This is a genomic window from Tenacibaculum sp. AWR4_210 (assembly GCF_056160945.1).
Genome location: NZ_JBSWYF010000005.1, coordinates 222,816 through 241,169 on the forward strand (window position 1 = coordinate 222,816; position 18,354 = coordinate 241,169).

The 18,354-nt window shown below is 39.5% G+C and carries 8 protein-coding genes; 4 read left to right on the forward strand and 4 right to left on the reverse strand.

From position 1 onward, the window contains the following. Positions 1 to 459 precede the first annotated feature (459 nt). Together ACXAG7_RS10990 and ACXAG7_RS10995 are read right to left on the reverse strand one after the other, a co-directional pair. Positions 460 to 2,922 (reverse strand): DUF5686 and carboxypeptidase regulatory-like domain-containing protein, encoded by a 2,463-nt coding sequence (locus ACXAG7_RS10990; protein ID WP_408045493.1) that lies wholly within the window; start codon positions 2,920 to 2,922, stop codon positions 460 to 462. Positions 2,923 to 3,055: 133 nt separating this feature from the next. Then, positions 3,056 to 5,665 carry an AsmA-like C-terminal region-containing protein gene (locus ACXAG7_RS10995; RefSeq protein WP_408045492.1) on the reverse strand — a complete coding sequence of 870 codons (2,610 nt, stop codon included), beginning with the start codon at positions 5,663 to 5,665 and terminating at the stop codon, positions 3,056 to 3,058. A gap of 123 nt (positions 5,666 to 5,788) precedes the next feature. Between ACXAG7_RS10995 and queG the strand changes: the two genes are divergently transcribed. Further along, on the forward strand, positions 5,789 to 6,724 hold the full coding sequence (gene queG / locus ACXAG7_RS11000) for a tRNA epoxyqueuosine(34) reductase QueG (RefSeq protein WP_408045491.1): 936 nt from the start codon (positions 5,789 to 5,791) through the stop codon (positions 6,722 to 6,724). 41 nt (positions 6,725 to 6,765) lie between these two features. On the opposite strand, the gene ACXAG7_RS11005 is transcribed toward queG, so the two are convergent. Next, positions 6,766 to 7,395, reverse strand: a complete 630-nt coding sequence (locus tag ACXAG7_RS11005) for a PAS domain-containing protein (RefSeq protein ID WP_408045490.1) — start codon at positions 7,393 to 7,395, stop codon at positions 6,766 to 6,768. Positions 7,396 to 7,523: 128 nt separating this feature from the next. Continuing rightward, positions 7,524 to 8,150: a PAS domain-containing protein gene (locus tag ACXAG7_RS11010; RefSeq protein ID WP_408045489.1), complete on the reverse strand. Its 627-nt coding sequence runs from the start codon at positions 8,148 to 8,150 to the stop codon at positions 7,524 to 7,526. Positions 8,151 to 8,286: 136 nt separating this feature from the next. Here ACXAG7_RS11010 and ACXAG7_RS11015 point away from each other — a divergent pair, with 136 nt between their 5' ends. From ACXAG7_RS11015 to sov, 3 genes are read left to right on the forward strand one after another with little or no spacing between them, the layout of a single operon-like run. Continuing rightward, positions 8,287 to 10,605, forward strand: a complete 2,319-nt coding sequence (locus ACXAG7_RS11015) for an NADP-dependent malic enzyme (RefSeq protein WP_408045488.1) — start codon at positions 8,287 to 8,289, stop codon at positions 10,603 to 10,605. 47 nt (positions 10,606 to 10,652) lie between these two features. After that, positions 10,653 to 11,234 (forward strand): Holliday junction branch migration protein RuvA, encoded by a 582-nt coding sequence (ruvA, locus tag ACXAG7_RS11020; protein WP_408045487.1) that lies wholly within the window; start codon positions 10,653 to 10,655, stop codon positions 11,232 to 11,234. 5 nt (positions 11,235 to 11,239) lie between these two features. Next, positions 11,240 to 18,349 (forward strand): T9SS outer membrane translocon Sov/SprA, encoded by a 7,110-nt coding sequence (gene sov / locus ACXAG7_RS11025; protein ID WP_476666826.1) that lies wholly within the window; start codon positions 11,240 to 11,242, stop codon positions 18,347 to 18,349. The last annotated feature ends 5 nt before the right edge of the window (positions 18,350 to 18,354 follow it).

The following is an 18,354-nucleotide window of genomic DNA, read 5'->3' on the forward strand; positions in this document are numbered from 1 at the left end:
AGTATAAATATAAAATTGAAATTCATTACCATTTGTTGCGTGGTGAATTGCAATTTAAAAGCCGTTTTAAAAAATACAGCTACCGTGAAAGTAATGAGCATGGAGGAAGGGAGGCTTCCCAACATAATTTTACGTTGAAAAACGGAAATAATTCTTAAAAGTCGCATTTTTTTAAACAAAAAAACGAAAAATTTGTAATAAACCGTCAAAGTTAGTGCCCCGAAAATATAAAGGAATGTTAAAGTTGTCGAGAAGGGAAATGGGGAAGAGCTTGTGATAGCATTGTAAAAAACTATTTTAAGCTACGTTGTTTTTGATTTTTAGGGAAGAGGGGGCGGTGGTTCTCGAATTATAAAAAAGCAGCTAGTTCGTAAAACTTCTCGAACTAGCTGCTTTTTGGTACAGAGCGCCTGTCTTTGTCAAGCCCTGCTCATTTACCTGTTTTGTGAACTTATAAGGTTAAAACTTTATACCGATTAAAAACCTGTTCTCAGCCTGACCGTTGAAGTTGGAACGCACGTAATCAAAGCGTAACAAACGCCATTTTCCAAACCCAATATTGTCTAATCCGACATTGAACTCAGTATAGGGCTTGTTACCTGCGGTATAAAGTCCTTTAAAGCCACCTACTAAATGAAAGTTCAGCTGGTTAATTAATGGGATTTTACTCAATATGGCTCCTTTAAAATTTTGTTCTACATGTACCTCTCCAAATTTGTCGTTAGTACTGAGTTGGTAATAAGGCAATGCTAAAAATCCGTTGAGATAATTGTCGTTGGGAGCGATTAGCAAGCGATTGCCATTAAAGTGTGCATAATCCATAAATGGAAGGTCTTTTTGTTCTAAGAAAATCCCTCCACGGAGTTTGTATTTAAACTGTCCCCAAGTTCCTAGGTTAAAACGCTGGTCCAATCTAGTTTCAAAGTAGTCAGAGTTCCACTCGTCATTGCTAGCTCCAAAGTTTTTGCGATACCCCAAGTACAATCGCGGGTATTTGTTGGAGTTTAGGTTTACCTTAGATTTTGGATATGACATGTATTTTTGGTCAAATCGAATGGTGAGGCCTAAGCGCAAGCTCCAAATAGAATGAGCTTCAAAACTACTGCTAAAGTTATTCGGTTGCTGAGGGTTATTGCTCGTGTAATCCACATCTTTTTGAGGGAACATCACGTAATTAGTGGTGTTGAACAAGGGGTTTCGCTTTGCGTATTCCAAGCTCGAAGAAAGTTTAAAACCGTTAAACAACTCTTCGCTATAGCCGATCTTAGCAAAGCGTTTTTCATAAATTTTTAGGTAGTTGCGTTCAAAGAGCACCGAACTTACGGTATTCCAGAATTTGCTGATAGGAGCGTTGCTATTAAATTGGCGGGTTGTAATTCCTCCTGAAACGTAGTAAAAAGGTCGGGTAATTCTGTTTCCGCTGTAAGAGAAGTATCCTACAGGGCGAAACTTTTTATCAGAAAAGCCATAGTTTCCAGCAATGCCAAAACCATAGGACTTTTTATCTTTCAATTCTTTCGTAAAATCGATATTGATTCCCGTGTTCCAACCTTGTACTGTGTTGAAGTTTATTCCAAAAACAGGTGATGATACATTTACCGACCATTTTTTGTAACTGTTGTCATAGGTGTATCCCATAGCTAAATTCATCAGGTTGAATTTATTGCTCTTCGCATCGATGGAGTCGAGGTATTTTTTCGATTTTCGCACGACTTTGATACTGTCTTTAAGCTGGTAGTCTGCAACTTCTTCTTTGGTTAGTGGAACTGTTCTGATTTGATTCCAATAGCTAGTGTCTTTTTCCGTGGCGTTTTTAGAAAAGGCCAACACCTCATTACTAAACGATTTTTTTGTAAAATCAGGCTCGAAATTGTAGTTCGAATACGCGGCAGAAAAACGCCCGTCAAAATTGATACCCAGCATCCCCGCTTTAAAATCGATGGTTTGCGTGGCAATAGCCCAGGTATTGTTCTGTTTGTTAAAACGGTAGTTTTGTTTGATAAATAGATTTTTAATCATGGGAATCCCCGCCTGTGCTCCCGTTAAATTTACATCTGCTCCGTAAATAGACCAGTCGTCTTCCACGATGTAAAGATGTCCGTTAAAAACAGGATCATTCTGGCGCTTGGGAAGTAGCTTAATCTTATTGATTAACTGACCGTTTTTATCGTAGAAGGTTCCCGCTAGCTTGTAGTTGTAATAACCAAAGGCACTGTTAGCAATCGGTGAAATCATTTGACTTTGACCGAGGTCGAAAGTATTGTTGTAAAAATCGAAATTTACATCCTCTGCTTGGTTAAAGCTGATACCGTTGTCTTGTCCAGAAACTTTAGAGGCCACGATGTATTCGTTGAATTTTTTAGGATTGTCTTGCGATTTGATCTTCGAAATGGTTTCAGAAAGGTATACAATACCGCTTCTAGTAGAATCGAGCCCTCCGCCAAAGTCTCCTACTTCTTGACCCAAAAAACGCTTTGGTGCATTCTTTATTTTAAATAAACCTCGTGAATAAAAGTCGGCTGTAAAAGATCCGGTTTTCGCTCGGTTTTTTTTCTTGTTGGCAATGGCCTGACGGATAATGTTATCCGCAGGGTTTTCATTGGCATCAATCTGCACTTCTTCCAGAGATACTTGCTCTTCTTGAAGTTGTACATTCAGCGTAGTGGGGGCCGTACCAACCGTTACTTTTTTCTTTACAGTTTTGTATCCGAGGAATTGAAAGGTGATTTCGTACGTGCCGGGTTTGGCTAGGTTTAAGCGATATTCCCCGTTGTTGTTGGTTGTGGTTCCCAGACCACTGTTTTCAATATAGACACTTACAAAAGGGAGTTCTGTATTTTTTGTGTCGGTAACTTTTCCTTTAACTTGAGCAATAATACTGCTCGTAAGCAGAAAAAAAATAAGCGTAATGGTTCTATTCATATTCTAGTTAGTAAAATTAGTTTGTAAGCAAACTTACTTGTTAAAAACCAGCTTGCTAGCTAATTTTTTGTTAAAGAACTTACAAATATTTCTTATCGTATAGACGCTTATTTTTTTTCTTTGGTTGCCTACATTAATTCTTTTTTTTGGTTTTCTTTTTTCCGAAGAGTCCTCCGAGAACATCTTTTACCTTGTCAACGGTTTTGTCCGTTCCTTTGGTATCTCCTTTGGTTTTGTCTTTTTTGGTACCTCCCAACAAGCTATTGAGCGTATTGTTGACGAGCTTGTTTTTTTTCTTTTCAATCAGCTGTTGGCTCAACTTAGTGATCGATGATGCGAGGTCAGTTTGTACGCTAGGATTGGTCATAGAACCTTTAATAGCAGCTGTAATCGGCACTTTGATATTCTGATCTTCCGGACTGAGCTTACTCAATATTCCTGAGGCTTCCTTTCCGAGGTACTTTGCAGGAACTTCAAGATTAACAGTATAATCCATACTCTGGTCAAAACCATGTGTACCTCCGATACTGATACCGATATCCTCATAGTTTAATTTAAAGGGGGCCACCTTCACTTTTCCTTCCGAGAAAGAAAGCTGGGTTTTTACCTTGCTGAGATCGAGTTTACTGAGGTCAATAAACGATAGCTTGTCGTTTAATAAGCTGAGTGCTTTGGTTTTTTCTGGGTTAATTTTGCTGGCTAATAATTCGGCCAGGGCATTTCCTGAAATACTGTTTAGGTCCGGTGTAAACTCTTTGGTAAGCTTACCTTTCAAGGCGATTTCAGAGTTCAGTTTACCGTCAACGGCTCCAGCAATAGGACTAATAGATTGCAAGAGGTCCATACTGGTAAACGATTGCGCGATGTCAAAGGTATTGATACCTAATTTCATGTCGAAAGTAGGTGTTTTTTGTTGCGTACTGATTTCTCCGTTAAAGGCAACGCGACCCTTAAACATATTTGCAGAAACGTTTTGCAATACTGCTTTTTGATCTTTTATCAAGAGTGTTCCTCGTACATTTTTAAGTTCGAGGTTATCGTATACTACTTTTTGAGCGTTTGCAATTAGTTTACAGTCTAAAAATGCAGGGATTTTTAAACTTTCACCAGGAGCCGGAGTCTCTGGTTCTTCAGGACTGTCTTCTTTGCTTGGAGGGGCCTGCTCTGAATTAGCCTGCATAAAGTCACTTACGTGAAACTCCTTGGCATCTAAAGCGAAGGTTCCTTGTAAGGTTCCTTTGGCTAATAAAAAGCCTAAGAAGTTTTGTAATTTACCCTTGGCACTGAAATCACTTTTTCCTGAGGTTGCTTTAAACTCAGTTAACGAAATTGTTTTTGGGCTAAATTGAACTGTAGATCGTTGTATTTTTATAGGATTTACCACGTCTTTAGAAGAAAACTCAAAATCGTTCAACCCGATGGTTCCCGTGTTTTTTATGCGTTCAACGTTGTTCTTTTTGATGGCTTCTACATCGAAGCGCGTTTGTAAATCAGCATTGACAATACCTTGCAATTTAGTGTTTTCAGGAAGTGGATATGCTTTGTGGATATTTCCTAGATTAACGCTCCCCTTTAACGAGGCGTTTACATAAGGATTGCTCAGTAAGTTGCTAGCCTTTCCAGAGCCAGAAAATTTATCTTGGTCTATTTGAAAGGCCAGGTTATTCACTGTCACAGCAGTGTTTTTTAAATTTCCTGTTTTGTTGTCTATGTGGACATCGATAAAAATATTTTCGATGCTTTTAGGTAATTCAGGGTATTTGAACGAAGCGTTAGTAGCATTCATAGCAATATCGAATTTTGGAATGCGTTTTTCGTCTATAATACCGTTAATAGCTCCTTTAACACTAAAGTTTCCAGTGGTCTTTACTTGGTTGATGTTTTTGGCATATACCTCTGGTAAGAGCGCTAAAAAGTTTTTAAAATCCGAAGAGGGGGTACTGAAATTCAAAGCAACTTCTTGATTGTGGTCATTGAGTTTTACAAAACCGTCAAAAACAAGAGGTAGCTGATTGAGGTGTGCCTCGTTTTTCAAAAATGAAAACTTCATGTTCACCAAATCCATGGCGAGTACGGCAGTCAGGTCAATATGTTGTTGTTTGGCGTATGAAACACCATCCATAGCCAGTGAAATAGCAGCGTTGGTACGCGTAGAAAGTTCGGAGTTTTTTTGTGAGAAATCTCCGCTCCCTCTGTGCTGTAGGTCCTCGACGAGCACACTAATTTTGGAAACGAGATCTTCGTATAAAACACGGGTATCTGTTATGCTGTACTCTTTGATAGACAGACCAAAATTACTCGGTTCGGTATCGGTGGTAGCGGTGGTTTCTTCGACGGTTGTTTTTTTGGCGATATCGTAGTTCGCTTTTCCTTGTGCATTGGTATGGATATTCACTTGAGCACCATCAATGCCAAAGGACTGTATGGACAATTGCTCAGAGCTCGCCTTAAAGAGTTCCGTTAATCGTAGTTTTAAGTTGATACTTTTTGCGTATACTAAGGTGTCGCCTTCAAAAGGAGCGTGGTTAATCACAGATACTCCGCTTAATTGTACAGAAGCGTTGGGGAAATTTCTTAATAAACTCAGATCTCCGTCTTTGAAATCAACGGTTGCGTTGAGGTTGTTGTTAACGGTTTCTTTTACGAGCCCGATAATTTTATCTTGAAACAACAACGGAATGCTCACCAACAGGATGAAGAGCACTAAGAGGAGTCCACTAATAATTTTGATCGCTTTTTTCATGGAGGAAAAGGGTTTATAATTAAGATACTAACGGACAAAGTTCAGTATTTATTTGTTAAGATAGCGCTAAGAAAACTATAAAAATAAAAGATTTGATAATTTTGCATTTTAAAATCTTGTAAGGTGACACAAAAGCAACGGTATTCTCAGTTTATTAAAGAACAAGCAACTCGGCTTGGTTTTTTGGGCTGTGGTATAGCCGAAGCTACCTTCTTGGAAGCTGAAGCACCGCGGTTGGAAGCGTGGTTAAAGGAGGGATACCAAGGTGAAATGCACTATATGGCCAATCACTTCGACAAGCGTTTAGATCCGAGGTTGTTAGTTGACGGTGCAAAATCTGTCATTTCATTATCGTATAATTACTTTCCAGAGCAACAACAGGTTTCGGAGAGTTATAAGTTGTCAAAATACGCTTATGGGCAGGATTATCATTTTGTAATCAAAGAAAAGCTGCGCGAGTTGTTGCAGCTCATCAACGATGAAATAGGTGAAGTTTCCGGTAGGTGTTTTGTCGATTCTGCTCCCGTTTTGGAGCGAGCTTGGGCGGAACGTGCTGGGTTGGGGTGGAATGGAAAACACTCACTGCTCATTCAAAAGCAGCAAGGGTCATTTTTCTTTTTAGCTGAGCTCATTATCGATTTGGAATTGGAGTACGATGCTCCCTTTCAAACCGACCACTGTGGAAAATGCACGCGTTGTATTGATGCCTGTCCTACTCAGGCTATTTTGCCCAACAATACTATTGATGGAAGTAAGTGTATTTCCTATCTAACCATAGAACTGCGCGATGCAATTCCTACTGGGTTTCAAGATAAGCTAGACGATTGGATGTTTGGCTGTGATGTGTGTCAAGATGTATGCCCGTGGAACCGCTTTTCAAAACCGCATCAGGAACCTTTATTTCAACCTCAAGAAGGCTTGTTGGAAATGGATAAACGAGACTGGCAGGAACTCACGCAAGAGACCTTTAGTAAAGTATTTAAAAAATCGGCCGTTAAACGAACAAAATTCGCTGGGTTGTCGAGAAACATCCAATTTATACAAAAAAAAACCACCTAATTGTACATCAGATGGTTTGCTATTTAATAAGTATCGGTATGTTATAAAAAATCTCCAAAGAAAAACCAGTTTAATCCTTTTTTAAGTTTATTGTTCTCGTTTTCTTTTTCATTTTCTGGACTCGCATTTTTTGCCATTTCTTCTTCAAATAAATCCACGACAAATTCATCGTATCCTTTTTGAACCTCTTCGCTTAAAAATGCTTGGAAGTACAATTCACTCGCTTTTTCACCTTTCACCTGTTCGATTTCTAACAAGGTTTTGTACAAAGGCTCAATTTTGTTGATAACACTCTCTGGAATGGCCTTACGACGTCCAGTAAATCCAGTAGCTTCACCGGCTTCATTACGTTCGATTTCGAAATCGGTAATCACCCAGTAATAACGTCCTGTACGCGACAAGTTTTTAACAATGGCATGAAAATTCTCTTCTTTCTTTAAAGATTCCCACAACACTTTAAAAACCACTTTAGGCATGTCTGGGTGGCGAATAATATTGTGAGGTTCACCAATAAGTTCCACTTTGTTGTATTCAGAGGCTTCTTCAAAAGCGTCGTTCATATACAAGATGGTTCCGTGTAAATCAGTTTTACTGATGATAATTTGGGATTTATCCCATTTTACTTCTTCATCAATAATTTTTGAGGGTCTGGGGGACAAGTTAGTATTCATTGCTTTTATGAGTTTTAATTTTAAAACAAAAATAACTCTTTTATAACAAAAAACATAGGAGAAACCCCTAATGATTCGGGTTTCGTCCTATGTTAAATATCAACGATATACTTAAGGAAAATAGTTAATTATTCAAAGTCTCCGAAGAAAAACCAGTGCAATCCCTTCTTAAAATTACTCTTCTGTTCTTCGGGCTTTGTATCTTTTTCTTTTTGATATTTTTCTTTTTTGCTTTCTTCCTCAAAGAGGTCTACTACAAATTCGTTATAACTCTTGCCGACTTCTTCATTGAGATAAGCGTTAAAATACAATTCACTCGCTTTTTCGCCTTTCAATTTTTCGATGTCTAATAAGGTTTTGTATAGCGGTTCAATTTTTTGAATTACGCCTTCCGGAACGGCTTTTCGTCTACCGGTGTAACCGATCGCTTCTCCGTTTTCGTCTTTGTCAATTGTAAAATCGGTAATTACCCAATAATACCTTCCTGTACGGGTGAGGTTTTTTACAATTGCGTGAAAATTTTGTCCTTTTTTTAGGGCATCCCACAAGGCCTTAAAAGCAACTTTAGGCATGTCGGGATGTCGGATGATATTGTGAGGTTCTCCTACTAATTCAATAGCTGAGTATTCGCAGGCTTGGGTAAACACCTCATTTGCGTAGAGGATGGTTCCGAATAAATCAGTTTTACTGACAATAGTTTTTGTTTTATCCCATTGTACTTCTTCATCGATTATTTGTCGCGGGGTCGTTTCCATACTTTTGGTTTTTTGGTTATTACGGAACAAAAGTCTATCAATTAATGCGAATTAAATATGACTTTTATCATGTTGCAAATTATTTTACTTCATTACAAACCGTATATTTGCAGGTTCAAACAAACAACAAAGTATTATGAGCGAATCAAGAAAACGACGTGAAGCACTGTTGTATCATGCTAAGCCTCAACCAGGGAAGATTTCAGTTGTACCTACTAAAAAGTACGCGACACAACACGATTTGTCACTGGCCTATTCACCAGGGGTAGCAGAACCTTGTTTAGAAATTGCAAAAGACAAAAACAACGTATATAAATACACTTCGAAAAGTAATTTAGTAGCAGTAATATCGAATGGTACTGCTGTACTCGGATTGGGAGATATCGGTCCGGAAGCCTCTAAGCCAGTAATGGAAGGGAAGGGGTTACTGTTTAAAATTTTTGCAGACATCGATGTTTTTGACATCGAAGTAGACGCTACAGATGTGGATAAATTTGTAGAGACTGTAAAGGCTATTGCACCTACTTTTGGAGGGATTAATTTAGAAGATATCAAAGCTCCAGAGGCCTTCGAAATCGAAACGCGCTTAAAGGAAGAACTCGATATTCCTGTAATGCACGACGATCAACACGGAACGGCGATTATCTCTGCAGCGGCGCTTAAAAATGCTTTGGAGATTAATGGGAAAGACATAGAAAAGGTACAAATAGTAGTGAATGGAGCAGGAGCTGCAGCAATCTCATGTACCCGTCTTTACTTAGCTTTAGGAGCCAAACGCGAAAACGTTGTCATGTGTGATAGCAAGGGTGTTATCCGTAAAGACCGCGATAATTTAACTTCGCAAAAAGCGGAGTTTGCAACAGACAAAGATGTCAACACTCTCGAGGAAGCAATGCACAATGCAGACGTGTTTATCGGATTGTCAAAAGGAAATGTCGTTTCACCAGAAATGTTATTGTCTATGGCTAAAAATCCAATCGTGTTTGCTATGGCAAATCCAGAGCCGGAAATCGCCTACGATTTAGCTATTGAAACTCGTGATGATATCATTATGGCAACCGGTAGGTCGGACAATCCTAACCAGGTGAACAACGTTTTAGGATTCCCGTTTATCTTTAGAGGAGCCTTAGATGTTCGCGCCACGAAAATTAACGAAGAAATGAAGATGGCAGCGGTACACGCTTTAGCTGATTTAGCGAAGAAGTCCGTGCCAGAGCAAGTAAATATCGTATACGATGAGGTGAGCTTATCGTTCGGGAAAGATTACATCATTCCGAAACCTTTTGACCCTCGATTGATTTATGAAATTCCACCAGCAATTGCCAAAGCAGCCATGGAGTCAGGAGTGGCTAAAGAGCCAATATTGGATTGGGATAAGTACCGTGAGGAACTCATGGATCGTTCAGGAACAGGAAGCAAGGAAATCCGTTTATTACACAATAGAGCTAAAAAAGACCCTAAGCGTGTCGTGTTCGCAGAGGCAGATCACTTAGATGTGTTGAAAGCTGCACAGCGTGTTTACGAAGAGAAATTGGGAATGCCAATTTTATTAGGTAAAAAACAGGTGATTGTAGAATTGATGGAAGAACTCGGATTCTCGGGTGACGTTCCGATCATCGATCCGAAAACTGACGAAGAAGAGGAGCGCAGAACGCGCTATGCACAATTGTTCTGGGAAATGCGTCAGCGTAAAGGAATTACTTTCTTTGAAGCTGAGAAATGGATGCGTGAACGCAATTATTTTGCGGCAATGATGGTAAATACCGGAGAGGCAGACGCCTTGATAACGGGGTATTCACGACCTTATGCTTCTGTGGTGAAACCGATGTTGGAACTCATCGAAAAAGACAAAGGTGTAACCCGTGTGGCAGCGACGAACTTAATGCTGACCAAGCAAGGTCCGATATTCTTAGCAGATACTACGATTAATATCAACCCAACTGCCAGAGATTTGTCAAAGATTACACAGTTGACTTCGGTACTGGCACGTATGTTTGGAATGAAGCCAAATGTAGCAATGCTAGGGTTCTCTAATTTTGGATCTGCAAAATCGGAGAGTTCTAAAAAAATCCGTGAAGCAGTAGCCTATATTCACCGCAACTATCCGAATGTGGTGGTAGATGGTGAATTACAAGCTGATTTTGCTTTGAATCCTGAGTTGTTAGCAAAGGAGTTCCCATTCTCGAAACTCAACGGTAAAAAAGTGAACGTTTTGATATTCCCGAATCTCGAAGCGGCAAATATTACCTACAAACTCATGAAGCAGGTAGACGGTGTAGAATCTGTAGGGCCTATTTTATTGGGAATGAGTAAACCGGTACATATAATTCAATTAGGAGCAAGTGTTGACGAAATGGTAAATATGGCTGCTGTGGCAGTGGTAGATGCTCAAAACAAAGCCTTGCAACAACAAAATGACGATATTTCTAAAGACCTTGATAACGAGGGTTTTTAAAAACAAATAATTTTTCTACTTTAGACAACGCGAAAAAAAAGGAATAGATGATTACACAATTAAGGGGAAGACTTGTTGAAAAAAATCCAACCGATGTAGTGATAGACTGCAACGGTGTTGGATACTTAGTACATATTTCTTTACAAACGTTCTCTGCCTTGCCGGTAGAGGAGAATGTCGTGTTGTACACACATCTGTTCATTCGAGATGACGCACATACTTTATACGGTTTTAGTACCAAAACAGAACGCGAAGTTTTTTTGCTTCTAGTATCGGTTTCTGGGGTAGGTCCTAGTACTGCCAGAACCATGCTTTCGTCAATGACTTCAGAGGAAATTCAACAAGCAATCGCATCGGAAAACGTCAAACTAATCCAATCAGTAAAAGGAATTGGAGCCAAGACAGCGCAACGAGTGATTGTTGATTTGAAAGATAAAATTTTAAAAACCTTTGATTTAGGCGAAGTTTCTGTAGTACAAGACAATACGAATAAAGAAGAAGCGTTATCTGCTTTAGAGGTTTTAGGATTTGTTCGAAAGCAAGCCGAAAAAGTTGTGAATAATGTATTAAAAGAAACTCCAGAAGCTAGCGTAGAACAGCTTATTAAACTGGCGTTAAAAAACTTATAAGAGAGTTGAAAAAGTCATTTAGGAATAAATTATTTACAGCACTTACTTTATTAGTAAGTGTTGTTTCGTTTTCACAAAGTGGTACTACTAATAACACCCAAGGTCAAAAAAAAGACACAGTAATACCGCTGAAATACAATTTTAAGTACAATCAGAAAGGGAAGTTGTTTTTGAACAACCCCTCCAAAATCCAAGTAACTTATGACAAGGCGCTCAACAAGTTCATGATTGTAGAAAAAATTGGTGATTACTTCGTAGGTGTTCCTATTTACATGACTCCCCGAGAGTACGAACAGTACCGTTTAAAAAACGATATCAAGTCGTATTTTAAAGAAAAAATTGACGCTACAGATTCTCGAAAGAAAAAAGGAAAGAAGGCGAGAAAGAATCTATTGCCAAAATACTATGTAAATTCTAAGTTTTTTGAATCTGTATTCGGAGGAAATACCGTAGAGGTCATCCCGAGAGGTCAGGTAAATATCAAACTAGGAGGGGTGTATCAAAATAATGAAAACCCTCAAATTTCCATCGATCAACAAAGTAGTTTTACCTTTGATTTTGATCAACAAATTAGCGCTAGCTTACAGGCGAAAATTGGTAAGCGATTAAAAGTAACCGCAAATTACGATACGCAGAGTACTTTTGATTTCCAAAATTTAATCAAGTTGGAGTACACGCCAACGGAAGACGATATTATTCAAGGAATTGATGCCGGTAATATTAACATGCCTATTAAAAACTCCTTGATCAACGGTGCACAGGCCTTGTTTGGGGTAAAAACCGAACTTCAATTCGGGAAAACCCGTGTAACTGCAGCTTTCTCACAGCAAAATTCTCAGTCGAGAACTGTGGTAGCCGAAGGAGGTGCCACCATAGAAGATTTTGAATTGCGAGCTACAGATTACGACAACGATCGACACTTCTTTTTATCGCAGTATTTTAGAGAAAACTATACCGAGGCATTGAAAGATTATCCTCTGATCAATAGTCCTATCAATATTACGCGTATCGAAGTTTGGGTGACTAACCGAACGCAAAGTGTTACGGACTACAGAAGTATAGTCGCTGCAGCGGATATTGGAGAATCAAATACCTCGGCCACCTCTGACAATCTCGTAAACAATACCGTAATTGACCCAACCGTAGTGCCAATCACTGCTGCAGGTAAAAATTTACCGTATAACGAGGTGAATAAAATTAGCCAGTTACTTACTGATAACGGACCAGTACGTGATGTGGCAACTATTCAAAATGCCTTTAATGGGGTCGGAATTACTCCAGTAACGCAAGGAACGGACTTCTCATATTTACAAAATGCGAGAAAACTACAATCAAATGAATATAAATTGCATCCGCAATTAGGATATATTTCGTTGAATAGAAGACTGAATGATGGAGAAGTACTCGCGGTAGCCTATGAATATACCGCAGTAGGAGCCACTCAAGGGGCAGCTTCTTCTACCCAAACGGTTTTTAAGGTAGGTGAATTTTCGAATGATGGGGTCGTAGCTCCAAAAAACTTAGTAGTGAAACTCTTGCGCAGTGAGATTTTAACCACTACTCGACCTACAGATCCTAGCAAAGCATTTCCTACTTGGCGTTTGATGATGAAAAATATCTATGCTATTGGAGCTTATCCACTGCGAAAAGAAGGATTTCGTTTCGAGCTACTCTACCGCGACGATCAAACGGGAACCTTGCAAAACACCTTACAGAATGCAAGTACTCCAGATTTGGCGAAAAGACCTTTAATGCAGATATTTCACATTGATCGCTTAGATCAGAGTCAATCGGTTATTTCAGGTGGAGATGGTTATTTCGATTATGTAGAAGGAGCAACGGTAAGTTCAGACAAAGGGTATATCATATTCCCAGATCCTGAACCTTTCGGAACACCGTCTTATTTGAATACGAGTTTAAATACTGCCGATAGAACTAAGTACATTTTCAACGAGCTTTATTTGACCACGAAAATTCAGGCCAAAAACGAATACCAAAACAAAGACAAATTCTTTTTAAAAGGATATTATAAAACGGAATCGAGTAGAGGGATTTCTCTTGGAGCTTTCAATATTCCGAGAGGATCTGTAAAAGTTACTGCCGGAGGCCGTGTTTTGGTTGAGGGAGTTGATTACGTAGTAGATTATCAGCTGGGACGCGTTCAAATTTTGGACCCAGGTTTAGAGGCTTCAGGAACTCCGATTAATGCAACTGTTGAAAACAACACCTTCTTTAATCAACAGCGAAAAACCTTTATCGGTATTGATGTAGAACATCGTTTTAATGAGAATTTTACCATTGGAGGTACCTTCTTAAATGTGACGGAACGCCCGATTACCCCAAAAGTGAACTTTGGTGGTGAACCCATTGACAATACCATGCTCGGGTTCAATTTGGATTATTCATCGGAGGTACCGTATTTAACGAAGTTAGCCAATAAGTTACCTTTTGTTGAAACAGATGCCCCTTCAAAGGTTTCTGTTCGAGCCGATATGGCCTACTTACTACCAGGCTCACCGAGCGGAATTGATGTAAACGGAACAGCGACCTCTTATCTAGACGATTTTGAAGCTTCTCAAATACCGATTAACCTGAGTGCTCCTCAACAATGGACACTTGCGAGTACACCGGAATCACAAGGTTTGGAAGCAGAGGGAGCGCTCGTAAATAACTTGGCTTACAACAATAAACGTGCAAAGATTGCTTGGTATAACGTAGATCAACTTTTTTACGGAACGACTAACAGACCGGGAAGTATTAATGAGAATGAATTGGCCCGTGATGAGGTTCGTCAAATTCGTTATGAAGAACTCTTCAATATTGACTTAGATATCACCCAGCAAAATATTGTTCGTACGCTTGATTTAGCTTACTATCCTAATGAACGTGGACCGTATAACTACAATACCAACACAGCAGATGTTGATATTGATGTGGCCAACAACAAAGTGACCATGAAAAAACCCGAAGAAACTTGGGGGGGAATCATGCGCCCACTAACGACCAACAATTTTGAGCAAGCCAACGTTGAGTACATACAGTTTTGGTTAATGGATCCGTATGATAATTATTCGATTACTGCGGAAGAAGGATTGCCAGCAGGGGTAGACCCAAAAAATCCAGCCAATCAAGGGAAGTTATTTATCAACTTAGGAAATATTTCGGAAGATATTTTACGTGACGGTAGTAAGCAATACGAAAACGGACTTCCAGAAGACGGTGCAAAGAACAACGGTTCGAATGTACGTGGATCTGTTTGGGGATATACTCCTATCAACCCATCCATTTTATACGCTTTTGCGTCGGATCCTAATGCGCGCGTTAACCAGGATGTCGGTTTGGACGGATTGAACGATGCGGAGGAAAAAGCAAATTTTGGAACGGGAACAGGTTTCCCAGCAGAATATCGCGCACTTGCCGATCCATCAGGAGATAACTTCCAATTCTTTAGAGGAAGCGAGCTAGATGCAGCCAATGCTTCTATTTTATCGAGGTATAAAAATTACAACAATACCCAAGGAAACTCACCGACTCCAGGGCAATCGCAGGAGAGCTATCCTACGTCTTCCACTACCTATCCCGATACGGAAGATATTAACAAGGATCAGACCATGAATCCAGTGAGTAGTTATTACGAATACGAGATTCCGTTGAGTAGTGCAGAGTTAAACAAGGGAATTGGATTTAACAATATCGTGGATGTTAAAACGAGTTCAGTAACCTTGACAAATGGAACAACGCGTTCTACACGTTGGTTCCAATTCAGAATTCCAGTAAAAGGAGGTACGCCAATTAATGGTATTTCTGACTTTAATAGTATCCGATTCGTGCGTATGTTCGTAACTCAGTTTAAAATGCCTGTTGTACTTCGTTTTGCAGAGCTAGAACTGGTGCGTAGTGATTGGCGTCGTTACACTAAAAACTTAACCAACCCTAGTGACTTACGTGACTTCGAATTAGGAGTGGTAAACATCGAACAAAACGGTGATATCTACCAACTGCCTCCGGGAATTCAACGTGAGCAATTGCAGGGAACTAACCGTATTCAACGACAAAATGAACAATCAGTAACCGTTCGCGTTAAAAATTTACCTGCGGGAGAAACGAGAACGATTTATAAAAATATCTCCATTGATATGCGTCGTTATAAAAACTTACGCATGTTTTTACACGCCCAAGCCATTCAAGGGGGAGTTTCTAATGATGAAATGGCAGCAGTAATCCGACTAGGAACCGACTTAGAGGATAACTATTACGAAATTGAAAAACCATTAAAGCTGTCCACTTCTAACAGTTCACCTTTGGAGGTATGGCCAGAAGAAAATAATTTAGACGTTATCGTCAAGGAACTGGCGAACCTAAAAGTAGAACGTACAGGGAGTGCTACAGCAGTGTACTCGAGTACTAGTTCAAATGGACTAAAGATTTCTGTTAAAGGGAATCCTACCTTGGCACAGGTACGCACGGTAACGCTGGGAGTAAAAAACAACGCCTCGTCAACCAAAACTATTGAAGTGTGGTTTAACGAATTGCGCTCAGTAGGATTTGATAACAAAGGCGGATGGGCCGCAGTGGTTAATGCCGATGCCAACCTAGCAGATGTAGCAAATATCTCCTTAGGAGGGCGCATGTCTACCATTGGATTCGGAAATGTAGAAGACCGCGTTCAACAGCGCAGTTTACACGAAACCAAACAGTACAACGTAGCAACCAACGTACAGCTCGGAAAAATGATGCCGAAAAAATGGCATTTACAAGTACCGATGAGCTATAGTTACGGAGAGGAATTTAAAGACCCGAAGTACGATCCACAGTTTCAAGATGTAGAACTTAAAGATGCGATTGATAAAAACCCAAATAGTAAAAATGCTCAGGATTACACGAGGAGAAAGAGTATTAGTTTTATCAATGTAAAAAAGAATAGAAATCCGGAGAGTAAGAAAAAACAAAAGTTTTACGATGTGGAGAACTTCTCAGTATCGTACTCGTTTAACGAAGAGTTTCACAAAGATTACAATATTGAAAAGTACGTCAATCAAAACCTGATGGCAGGAGCGAGCTACAGCTTTAACTTTAAGCCATTTGTTGTGGAGCCGTTTAAAAACTCGAAAACGTTTAGCAGTAAATACTTGCGATTTATACGTGATCTAAACATCAATCCGGTTCCGAAATCGATTGCCGTTAACTCGAGAATTACGAGAAACTACAGTACGCAACGCTCTAGAAACTTGATCGAGGGCTTACCGGCGCAACCAGAATTGAAACAGCGCAACTTCTTGTTTGATTGGGATTATACTATCGGATTTGACTTGACCAAATCGCTCCAATTGAATTTCAATGCGAACAATAACTATATCTACGACGGTTTTGGGCGCAATGAAGATTTAGAAATTTACGATAAGTTTTTCAATATTGGTAGGCCTAATAGCTACCAACAAAAGCTCAATGCGACCTATAAAATTCCGATTAACAAATTACCGTATTTGAGTTTTGTTACCGCAGATTACGGATATACAGCCGATTTTGACTGGAGAGCTTCTGCAGAGAGCGTTGTCGATAAGGTAGGTAACATGATTCAGAATGCGAATACTCACAATATCAATACGACCATTGACTTTGGAAGGTTCTACAAGATTTTGAATCTCGAAAAGCTCTTGGTAAAAAAGGCTAAGAAAGCTCCAGTTAAAAAAGGATCTATCAAATTGGGTAGCCAACAGACGGCCGGAAAACTCAAGCTCAAGAAAAACGCGAGTATTGGGCAAAAGGCACTTAAAGGCTTATACGATGTGCTAACTTCAGTGAAACGCGCTAAAATTAGTTATAGCCAAAACAACGGTACCTTACTTCAAGGGTACAAGCCTTCTGTTGGATTTTTAGGAAGAAACAACTTTGAAGGAGGACAGGCACCGACCTTAGGATTTGTTTTTGGTAGTCAATCGGATATTTTACAGACAGCCATAGAAAATAATTGGTTAGTGACGAGTAACCCAGGAGATCCGTATTACAGTAAAAATTACGGAAGAACCAGTAACAACAAGTTAGATTACAATATTTCGATTAAGCCATTAAAGAATTTAACCATCGATTTACGTGGTAACAGAATTCGTACAAGTCGCTTAAATCAGCAGCTAGATATCATTCCGGATGGAAGTGGAGGTTTCCAACAAAATCCGAATATCAAGGCTTTTGAAACTGGAAACTTCAGTATTAGTCACTTTATGTTAGGAACGATGTTTACAGATGGAGAAACGCTTTACCAAAATTTCCGTCAATACAGACAATCGATTACGACTAGGCTAGCGGCGAGTTCAGGATTGGCTGTAGGCAACTTTAAATCGAATGGGCAACAAGTAATGTTACCAGCGTTCTTGGCGGCCTATTCAGGTACGGATCCTAACTCGGTAAACACAGGAATTTTCAGAAACATCCCGATTCCGAACTGGACCTTGAGGTACAACGGGTTGATGGGCTTTAAATGGTTCAAAAAGAACTTCTCATCATTTACACTTACCCACGGGTACAAATCGTCGTATACGATAGGGAATTACACCAACAATTTACAATATGGAGATGCGAGTAATCCAGGCTTGAATACTTCGGAAAACTGGCAACCGCAAACACTTATTTCCTCGGCAACGTTGATCGATGAGTTCTCACCGCTGATTAAAGTGGACTTCCGAATGAAAAACTCTTTTTCGTTTAAAGGGGAGATTCGAAGAGACCGAAGTTTAACCTTGAACTTCAATAACAATACCATTACAGATATAAATGGTACAGAATACGTAATTGGATTTGGATATAAGATCAGAGATGTTAAATTTGTAACCCGATTTACAGGGAAGAAAGAAACGTTGAAAGGAGATATTAATTTAAGAGCAGATATCTCTTTGCGCGATAACCTCACCCTCATCAGAAGTGTGGATACAAACAACAATCAGGTGACCGGTGGAGAGCGTTTGTTCGGAATTAAATTTTTGGCAGATTACAATTTGAGCAGAAACTTAACAGCTTCGTTCTATTACAATCACCAAACGTTTAACTACGCGATATCGACGACCTTCCCAAGACAAGCTATAAACGCAGGATTAAACATCGTATATAACCTAGGAAATTAAACACA

What these genes read in the sequence shown, in the direction of transcription:
- ACXAG7_RS10990 (WP_408045493.1), bottom strand. Translation starts at nt 2,922, where the DNA reads ATGAATAGAACCATTACGCTTATTTTTTTTCTGCTTACGAGCAGTATT.
- ACXAG7_RS10995 (WP_408045492.1), bottom strand. Translation starts at nt 5,665, where the DNA reads ATGAAAAAAGCGATCAAAATTATTAGTGGACTCCTCTTAGTGCTCTTC.
- ACXAG7_RS11005 (WP_408045490.1), bottom strand. Translation starts at nt 7,395, where the DNA reads ATGAATACTAACTTGTCCCCCAGACCCTCAAAAATTATTGATGAAGAA.
- ACXAG7_RS11010 (WP_408045489.1), bottom strand. Translation starts at nt 8,150, where the DNA reads ATGGAAACGACCCCGCGACAAATAATCGATGAAGAAGTACAATGGGAT.
- ACXAG7_RS11015 (WP_408045488.1), top strand. Translation starts at nt 8,287, where the DNA reads ATGAGCGAATCAAGAAAACGACGTGAAGCACTGTTGTATCATGCTAAG.
- ruvA (WP_408045487.1), top strand. Translation starts at nt 10,653, where the DNA reads ATGATTACACAATTAAGGGGAAGACTTGTTGAAAAAAATCCAACCGAT.